The organism is Kribbia dieselivorans NBRC 106261, from assembly GCF_001552435.1.
GTDB classification, from domain to species: Bacteria; Actinomycetota; Actinomycetes; order Actinomycetales; family Dermatophilaceae; genus Kribbia; species Kribbia dieselivorans.
In genome coordinates this window covers 1-8,300 of the sequence record NZ_BCRE01000215.1, presented here as the reverse complement: position 1 = coordinate 8,300, position 8,300 = coordinate 1, and the positions used below count along the sequence as shown (strand labels likewise).

General features: G+C 70.7%; 12 protein-coding genes and 1 tRNA gene. 4 read left to right on the top strand and 9 right to left on the bottom strand.

What is annotated here, in order from left to right; all coding sequences use genetic code 11:
* Positions 1–250: hypothetical protein (locus tag KD1_RS14645; RefSeq protein ID WP_157073385.1), on the bottom strand; the 250-nt coding region annotated here is incomplete at its 3' end.
* A gap of 69 nt (positions 251–319) precedes the next feature.
* On the opposite strand from KD1_RS14645, the gene KD1_RS14640 reads away from it, so the two are divergent.
* A complete protein-coding gene (locus tag KD1_RS14640; RefSeq protein ID WP_068403148.1) occupies positions 320–1,324 on the top strand; it encodes an SGNH/GDSL hydrolase family protein in 1,005 nt (334 codons plus the stop codon).
* Here the strand turns inward: KD1_RS14640 and KD1_RS14635 are convergent.
* Complete coding sequence (locus KD1_RS14635; RefSeq protein ID WP_068403146.1) at positions 1,305–1,574, bottom strand: hypothetical protein; 270 nt, start codon at positions 1,572–1,574, stop codon at positions 1,305–1,307. The two genes, KD1_RS14640 and KD1_RS14635, sit on opposite strands and share 20 nt — an antisense overlap.
* On the bottom strand, positions 1,574–2,470 hold the full coding sequence (locus KD1_RS14630; protein WP_068403144.1) for a Bax inhibitor-1/YccA family protein: 897 nt from the start codon (positions 2,468–2,470) through the stop codon (positions 1,574–1,576). The genes KD1_RS14635 and KD1_RS14630 overlap by 1 nt, the downstream gene beginning before the upstream one ends.
* 172 nt (positions 2,471–2,642) lie before the next feature.
* On the opposite strand from KD1_RS14630, the gene KD1_RS14625 reads away from it, so the two are divergent.
* The 3 genes from KD1_RS14625 to KD1_RS14615 are packed head-to-tail and all read left to right on the top strand — an operon-like array spanning position 2,643 to position 4,829.
* Positions 2,643–3,140: an RNA polymerase sigma factor gene (locus KD1_RS14625; RefSeq protein WP_068403142.1), complete on the top strand. Its 498-nt coding sequence runs from the start codon at positions 2,643–2,645 to the stop codon at positions 3,138–3,140.
* Complete coding sequence (locus tag KD1_RS14620) at positions 3,137–3,787, top strand: methylated-DNA--[protein]-cysteine S-methyltransferase (RefSeq protein ID WP_157073384.1); 651 nt, start codon at positions 3,137–3,139, stop codon at positions 3,785–3,787. Before KD1_RS14625 ends, KD1_RS14620 begins: the two co-directional genes overlap by 4 nt.
* Entirely contained in the window at positions 3,777–4,829 is a 1,053-nt protein-coding gene (locus KD1_RS14615; RefSeq protein WP_306307026.1) for a zinc-dependent alcohol dehydrogenase family protein, read from the top strand. Before KD1_RS14620 ends, KD1_RS14615 begins: the two co-directional genes overlap by 11 nt.
* A 3-nt stretch (positions 4,830–4,832) precedes the next feature.
* Here KD1_RS14615 and KD1_RS14610 read toward each other — a convergent pair whose 3' ends face one another.
* From KD1_RS14610 to KD1_RS14585, 6 genes are all read right to left on the bottom strand, one after another.
* Entirely contained in the window at positions 4,833–5,261 is a 429-nt protein-coding gene (locus KD1_RS14610; protein ID WP_068403140.1) for an OsmC family protein, read from the bottom strand.
* A 107-nt stretch (positions 5,262–5,368) separates the two neighbouring features.
* Entirely contained in the window at positions 5,369–6,133 is a 765-nt protein-coding gene (locus KD1_RS14605; protein WP_068403138.1) for a MerR family transcriptional regulator, read from the bottom strand.
* A 62-nt stretch (positions 6,134–6,195) separates the two neighbouring features.
* A tRNA-Leu gene (locus KD1_RS14600) sits at positions 6,196–6,270 on the bottom strand.
* A 75-nt stretch (positions 6,271–6,345) separates the two neighbouring features.
* Complete coding sequence (locus KD1_RS14595; RefSeq protein WP_068403135.1) at positions 6,346–7,314, bottom strand: Ppx/GppA phosphatase family protein; 969 nt, start codon at positions 7,312–7,314, stop codon at positions 6,346–6,348.
* A complete protein-coding gene (locus KD1_RS14590) occupies positions 7,311–7,865 on the bottom strand; it encodes a DUF501 domain-containing protein (protein ID WP_068403133.1) in 555 nt (184 codons plus the stop codon). Before KD1_RS14590 ends, KD1_RS14595 begins: the two co-directional genes overlap by 4 nt.
* Positions 7,862–8,300: FtsB family cell division protein (locus KD1_RS14585; protein ID WP_169795408.1), on the bottom strand; the 439-nt coding region annotated here is incomplete at its 5' end. The genes KD1_RS14585 and KD1_RS14590, both read right to left, overlap by 4 nt.

Below are 8,300 nucleotides of genomic sequence, written 5' to 3'. Positions count from 1 at the left end.
ACCCGAGGACCGGGCTGCGCCACGTGCGCCCGCCGCGCCACGACGGGGAGAACGGGCCCAGCGACACCGCGATCGCACCCGCCTCGGCCGCGGCACCGGCTCCCGCGGTGAGGTCATCGACGTCCCACGCCCCGGCCGCCGGCGATCCGACCGTGGCCACGACGGTCTCCAGCGGAAGCACGAACCGATCGGAGGCGGCCGGGCCCGGTGTGATCGGTTGCCCGAGGTCGGGTTGTTCCCACGTGGTCATGGGAGCACTCTGGCACGCCTATTGTGGTGCCCGACCACCGACCGCACGGACACCTTCTGGAGCACAGCGATGAGTCGAGCGCGGGTTGCCCGCCGTCTGGCAGCCAAGGCCGTCTACGGGGGCGGTGGCGTGGCCGCGCTGGGGGCGATGGGCTACCTGCTGATCCGGGCCGAGGCCCAGCTCGCGCGACGCATCGTCGGTCAGCCCTTCGACGGCGCTCCCGATGACGATGGGGTCTACGGAGCCGCGCCCGGTCCCGCGATCCAACTCCTCGTCCTGGGCGATTCCTCGGCCGCCGGCATGGGGGCCGATACCCGTTACGAAACGATCGGCGCGATCCTGTCCACCGGGTTGGCGGCCATCGCCGGCCGGCCGGTGGAGTTGATCAACGAGGCGAAGATCGGCGCCGAGTCCTCGGACCTGGACCGTCAGCTCGCCGTGGCCCTCAGCCGCGCCGACCGCCCCGATGCCGCCGTCATCCTCATCGGGAGCAACGACGTCACCCACCGCATCGATCGCGTCGAGTCCGTGCGGTCGCTGGCGCGTACGGTGCGCTCCCTGCGCAGCCTGGGCATCGAGGTCGTGGTCGGCACCTGCCCCGACCTGGGCACGATCAAGCCGATCCTCTTCCCGCTCAACGCGCTGCTCCGTCGGTGGAGCCGCGATCTGGCCGCCGCGCAGACGGTCGCGGTGGTCGAGGCGGGCGGGCGCACGGTGTCGGTGGGCGACCTGCTCGGCGCCGAGTTCGCGGCGACACCGGCGGTGATGTTCAGCAAGGACCAGTTCCATCCGTCCGCCGCCGGCTACGCGCGGGTGGCCTCGGCGCTCCTGCCGTCGGTGTGTGCGGCGCTGGGCCTGTGGCAGGTGGCCGGGGGCACCGACCACGTACTGGAGTCTCGTCGCGGCGACGCGGTCGGGCCGGTCGCCGAAGCGGCGGGTCAGGCAGCGATCCGCCCGGGCACCGAGGTGGTCGGTACCGAGGTCGCCGGGCACGAGCACGGGCCGAGGGGTCGGTGGGCGGTGCTGCTGCGTCGGCCGCGGTTGGCCGCACCGATCAAGCCAGACTCCGCCTGAGTGCCGCCAGTCGGTCGGCCAGACCCTCGGCCGCGCCGTGGTCACAGGCGTCGTACACGAGCACGCGCAGTTGCGCCATGACGAGGTCGACCGCACCGTGGGGGGCGGGTGGGTCGGCCAGATCGGCCAGGAGGGCGTGAACCTCGGGCAATTTCAACGCCGCGTGGTCCAGCGGCAGCTGACGCCACCGCTGGACCACGCGGGTGAGTTCGACCGCGACCGGATCCGGGATCGGACCGGGTCGGGTCATCAGTCGGACGACCGCAACCGGCCGAGCAGACGCAGGATCTCGAGGTAGAGCCAGACGAGCGTGACGATCAGGCCCATGGCCAGGATCCACGAGTACTTCTCGGGGGCGCCGGTGGCGATGGCGGTCTCGATGTTGTCGAAGTCGAGCATCAGCGTGACCGCGGCCAAGCCGATGGCGAACAGCGAGATGCCGATGCCCAGGGCGCCGGTGCCGCCGATGCCGAACGAGGACTGCGTCACGAGGGAGAAGACGAGGTTGACGAGGGCGAAGATGAAGTAGCCGACCAAGGCCATGGACACCACGGCGCGGAACTTCTGCGTCACCTTGACCAGGCCCGTCCGGTAGAGGACGAGCATGGCGCCGAAGACGCACAGGGTGGCGAGCACGGCCTGGAAGACGATGCCCTGGTACCACGGCAGCACCTCACCGGTGGCGGCGCCGTCGAAGGCGTTGGCGTAGCTCTGGCTGATCGCCCCGACGAAGAGGCCCTCGGCGACGGCATAGGTGACGATGAGCGGCACGTTGACCGACTTCATGAACATCAGGGCGATGCCGATGCCCAGGGTGCCGACCAGACCGATGCCCCAGAGCAGGGTGCCCACGCCGGGCATGGTGGCGCTGGCCCACCACGCGACGACGGCGGCGACCAGCAGGACGCCGAAAAGCAGGCCCGTCTTGGCCATGACGTCGTCGATGGTGACGGCGCGCTCACGTGTGGGCGAGCCCTGCGGGTAGTGCGCCGTCGTCGGCTGCTGCCACATCTGCTCGAGCTGCTGCTGCATCGCGGCGGTCGTGCCGGCGGACGCGGCCTTCGGGGTCGTGTCACCGCGACCGCCGAAGCCGGCATAGCCGGACTGGGCGTCCTTCTCGACCCGATCCAAGAACGGGTTGCTCATGTGTTGTCCTCCCCGGACAAAGTGGCACCGTCCCCGGCACCAGATGTGAAGTCGTTGACAATACGTAGGACGCTATCAGGGGCCGTGGTGTTCCTCGATTTCGACAATTTCGGCCATCGACCTCACATTCCGTCGTTCTGGCGCGACTACGGGGTGTGAGGATGAGACAACGATGAGGCAACCGTTCGAACAGGCGGTGCGGCAACACGGAGCCACCGTGTTGCGCGTTTGTCATGCCGTGCTGGGGTCAGATGCTGAGGCCGACGACGCGTGGTCCGAGACGTTCCTGGCCGCGCTGGCCGCCTGGCCCGACCTCGACGACGACACCAATGTCGAGGGGTGGTTGGTGCGGGTGGCCCACTTCAAGGCCATCGACATCATCCGGCGCCGGGCCCGGCAGGCGGTTCCGACCGCCGAGCCGCCCGAGCGGGTCTCGACGGAGGGTGTTCCCGGTCGAGGCCCGAGTGAATTGTGGGTGGCCGTCCAGTCGTTGCCGGAGCGCCAGCGCGTCGCCGTGGCGTATCACTACCTCGGCGGGCTCGCCCATTCCGAAACCGCCGCCATCGTCGGGTCCTCCCCCGCCGCCGTCCGCCGCGCGGCGTCCGACGGCATCGCGACCCTGCGCCGCATGCATGGCGCCGACCTGCTCCTGGAAGGGACCCACTCATGACTGCCACCGATCATCCTCTGAGCGTCGACCTCGATCCACCGCGTGCGGCGTGGTCGGCCGCGCTGCCCGTCGACACGGCCGCGCTGACGATGCTGGAACGGCGCCTGACCGAGCGCGCGACCCAGAGCGGTCTCGTGGACGTGGCCTATCGCACGATCGAGACGCCGGTCGGTCGGCTACTCCTCGCCGCGACGGAGCGCGGTGTGGTCCGGGTGGCGTTCGAGGTCGAGGAGTTCGACGCGGTCCTGGCGACGTTGGCCGACCGCATCAGCCCGCGTATCCTCGCGGCGCCCGCCCAACTCGACGACGCGGCCCGGCAACTCGACGAGTATTTCGCCGGTGACCGCACGAGCTTCGACTTGCCGCTGGACCACACGCTCGCGGGCGGTTTCCGGCTGGAGGTCCAGGAGTTTCTGCCGCGCATCGCGTACGGCACCACGCTGACGTACACCCAGGTCGCCAGCGAGGTGGGCCGCCCCAAGGCCGTCCGGGCCGTGGGCACGGCGTGCGCGACCAACCCCCACCCGGTCATCGTTCCCTGCCACCGCGTGCTGCGCAGCGACGGCAGCGTCGGCGGTTACCTCGGCGGCCCGGCGGTCAAGCGCACGCTGCTCCAGTTCGAGGGAGCCGAGGGCCATGAGCGGTGACGGCGTCGGTGCGGCCATCCCGTCCACGATGCGCGCGTGGCGGGTGTGCTCCCCCGGCCCGCTGGCGGAGCAACCGTTGGAGTTCGTCGACGTGCCGGTACCGAAGCCCGGCCCGGGCGAGGTGCTGGTGCGCGTGTCGACCTGCGGGGTGTGCCGAACCGATCTGCATGTCACCCAGGGCGATCTGCCGGTCCGCCGAGCGAGCGTGATCCCCGGGCACGAGATCGTCGGGGAGGTGGTGGCCCATGGGCCAGCGGGGTCTGATTCGACGACCCGCTTCGCCGTGGGCGACCGCGTGGGGATCGCGTGGTTGGGCAGCACCTGCGGTCAGTGTCGGTTCTGCCGGTCCGGTCGCGAGAACCTGTGCCGGGCGTCGCGCTACACGGGTTGGGACCTTGACGGGGGCTACGCCGAGTACGCGGTGGTGGCGGGGGCCTTTGCCCATCGTCTGCCGGCCGGGTTCGACGATGCGGGGGTGGCGCCACTGCTGTGCGCCGGAATCATCGGCTATCGGGCGCTTCGCCGCGCCGCGGTGCCGCCGGGTGGGCGGCTGGGGATCTACGGCTTCGGTGGTTCGGCCCACGTGACGGCCCAGATCGCTGTCGCGCAGGGCATGGAGGTGCACGTCCTGACTCGTGGTGAGAAGGCCCGATCGCTCGCGTTGGACCTCGGTGCGGTCTCCGCGGCCGGCCCGCGCGACCGACCGCCGGTGCCCCTGGACTCGGCGATCCTCTTCGCCCCAGCCGGTGACATCGTGCCGTTCGCGCTGGAGGCGTTGGCCCCCGGCGGCACCCTCGCGGTCGCCGGGATCCACCTGTCGGACGTCGAGCGTCTCGACTACCAGCGGCACCTCTTCCACGAGAAGACGCTGACGTCGGTGGAGTCCAACACGCGCCGCGACGGCGAGGAATTGCTGGCGCTGGCGGCGCGTCTGAACGTGCACACCCACGTCACCGAGTACCCCTTCGAGGACGCCCCGCGGGCCCTGGAGTACTTGGCCCGCGGGGACGTCGAAGGTGCCGGGGTGCTGCGGGTGCGGTGACCCTCACTCCGAGAAGGAGGCCTCCAGGGAGATCGGGACGGCCTTGAGCGCTTGGCTGACCGGGCAGTTCTCCTTGGCGTCCTGCGCCGCGGCCTCGAACTGCTCCGCCGTCAGGCCGGGAACGGCACCGACCACGCGGAGCACGATGCCGGTGATGCCCTCACCCGGCTGGAAGGTGACGTCGGCGGTGGTGTCGATCGTCGTCGGGGGCGTTCCGGCCTTGGCCAGGCCGTTGGACAGCGCCATGGAGAAGCACGTGGAGTGCGCGGCGGCGATGAGTTCCTCCGGGCTGGTGCGCCCTTCGGGATCCTGGGCGCGGGAGGCCCAGGTGACGGGGTAGGTACCGATTCCGGAGGACTGCAGGGTGACCTGCCCGCTCCCCTCCATCAGCGAGCCTTCCCAGTGGGCGGCGGCAGTGCGAGTGGTGGCCATGACGATTCCTCACGTAGGGGTCGTGGATGTCCCCCATCCAACTCCCCCAACGCAGATGCGTCCAGTGCCTGCCACCTGTCCGGCGCGTTGACCGGGTCGGCGCATGGTCAGCCCCGCTCGCCGCGCAGGTGGGCCAGCAGCGCGTCGCGTACGAACGACGCTCCGTGGATGCCGCCGTAGTTCGCGGCGAACCGCTCGTCGGCGACGTACATCTGAGCCAGACCGGCGACGTACCCGGCCAGATCACCGCCGGGTTCGGCCGCCGGGGTGCCCGGGATCGACGCGAGCCATTCGGCGTGCCGACGCGCCAGGTCCTGTGCCCGCGGTGATTCGGGGTCGGCCGCGGGCTCCTGCGCCGCAGCGACCCAGTCCTGGTTCAGTCGCGTCACCTGCCCTTGCCAGTCTCGGCGCTCCGCGTCGGACAGGCCCCGCCACCACGTGTCGGAGCGGGCGTAGGCAACGGTGCCCCACCGCTGCTCCACCTCCTCGCGGTGCACGGTGTGGTCGAATCCGTCGAACATGTTCTCGGGCATGAGGTCCTCACTTCCGGTCAAGGCGTTGATGGTGTGCTCGACCGCGGCGATCTGCCGGGCCAGGCGGTCCTGTTCCTGCCGCAGCAGGGACAGGTGGGTGGTCAATGCCGAGGCCTCGTCACGCTCCTCGTCGAGGATCTCGGCGATCTGTGACAGCCCGACGCCCAGCTCGCGCAGCAGCAACACGCGCTGCAGCCGCACCAAGGCGTCCCGGTCGTAATACCGGTAGCCGTTGCTCCCGATCCGGCTGGGCCGCACCAGGTCGATCTCGTCGTAGTGACGCAGCGTCCGGCTTGTCGTGCCCGCCAGCCGGGCGATCTGTTGAATGGACCACTCCATGCCGACGACGCTAGGGGCTCCCGTTACGTCAAGGTCAAGGCGCCAATGCTCGTTACCCGCAGTGCCCCCGACGGGAATCGAACCCGCACCGTTGGCGATTTTAAGTCGCCTGCCTCTGCCAGTTGGGCCACGGGGGCGATCCCACTGTGCCAGACCCCACCCCGAGTGATGGTTTCGGGCCGCCTCCGGAGTCCGGAGGCGGCCCGAAACCATCACTCGGCGGGGGTGGACGACAGCCGCTCGGCCACGCTGAGCGCGACCCCGTCCAGGATGTCGTGCTCACTGGTGACGATCCGCAGGGTCGGCACGGCCCCGCTGGCACGGTCGATGATCGAGAGCCAGATCAGCGCTCCGGCACCGATGACGTCGACTCGACCGGGGTGCATGAACGGTAGGGCCGCCCGCTGGGCCCGCGTCATCGTGATGAGGTCCCGACAGGCCTGCCGGGTCTGCTCCAGACCGGTCTCGGAGAGGTGAATGACCTCGGAGTCGTAGCGATCGAGCCCGAGCGCCTGCGCGGTCACCGTCGTCACGGTGCCGGCCAGCCCCACGAGGGTGGCCACGCCGCCGAACCCGACGGCGGTCTCCACCTCGTCCAGGGCCGCCTCGATGTCGGTGCGTGCCGCGGTGATCTCGTCGGCGGTGGGCGGGTCGGATAACGCGTACCGCTCGGTCAACCGGACACAGCCGATGTTCGTGCTCAGCGCCGCGCCCACGGCGGCGCCACCGCGTACGAACTCCGTGGAGCCACCGCCCAGGTCGACGACGAGATACGGGGTCGGCCACCCGCCGGCCAGCAGTCCCCCGGTCGCACCGCGGAACGACAGCGCCGCCTCCTCCGCGCCCGACACCACCTCGGGAGTGACGTCGAGGTCGGCGAAGGCCCGGTGGATGCCGGCGGTGAACTCGTCGGCGTTGCTCGCGTCGCGGGACGCCGACGTCGCGACGAACCGCACCCCCTGCACCCCGTGCTCACGGCACTGCCGGGCATACTCGCCCGCCATCGTCACCGTGCGCTCCAACGCCTCCGGGTGGATCCGACCGGTGGTGTCCACGCCCTGCCCCAGCCGCACGACCTCCATGCGACGCAGGACATCGGTGACCACACCGTCCTCCGACACGTCGGCGATGAGCAGGCGGATCGAGTTCGTGCCGCAGTCCACCGCACCGACGCGCGTCATGACTGCTCCGGCAGCGGATCGCCATCGCAGGCCACCGGCGCGACGCAGGGGTTCACGGCCCACCAGGCATCCAGCGCAGCCAGGGTCTCGTCACCGAACGGGTTGACGCCCGGGCCCGCCGCCAGCGCGTGGCCGGCGAGCACGTGCAGGCACTTGACCCGGGTCGGCATCCCGCCGGCGGAGATGCCGTCGATCTCGGGGACGTCACCGAGCTCCGCCCTCCGGGCGAGATAGTCCTCATGCGCGGCGCGGTACTGCGCGGCCAACTCCTCGTCGGTCTCGAGCCGCGCGGTCATCTCCTTCATCAACCCGCTGCTCTCCAGGGTGCTGATCGCGCCGGTCAGCCGCGGGCACGTCGCGTAGAACGAGGTCGGGAACGGCGTGCCATCGGGCAGCCGCGGCTCGGTACGGATGACGTCGGGGCCGCCGCACGGGCAGCGATGGGCGACCTCGACCACACCGCGCACCGGGCGACCGAGCTGGCGCTGAGCCACCTCGAGGTCGTCCGGCGTCGGGGGTGTGGCCGGAGTCGGGTAGGGCACATTGGTCATGGAGCCACATTCGGGTTGTCGGCAGCGGTGGTGGAGTCCCACAGCTGGGTGTACCAGGGGCTGCGCGAGTCGACCCAAGTGCTGGATCGAGCCCCGTCGTCGAGTTTCGGATCGGCGTCGAGCAACGTGTACGCCTGATCGCCCACCTTGACGAAGCCCAGCCGCTGCCGGGCCTGCCGTTCGACGTAGGCATCCGAGCGCCAGAGCTCGCGTTCGTGCCGCAACTGCGCCACCTGCGACTCCTGCGCGGTCACCTCGGCCTGCAGCCGGTCGATCGTGCGGGCCTGGCTGTACCACGACCCCACCGTCGGCCCGAGGAACATCATCATCAGGACGATCAGCCCACCGAGGATGATCCAGCGACGCGTCGTGCGCGAGAGCCGGCGCGGCGCGCCCTCGGCGCGGGGGCCAGTCGCGCTCTCACGCGCACGCCCC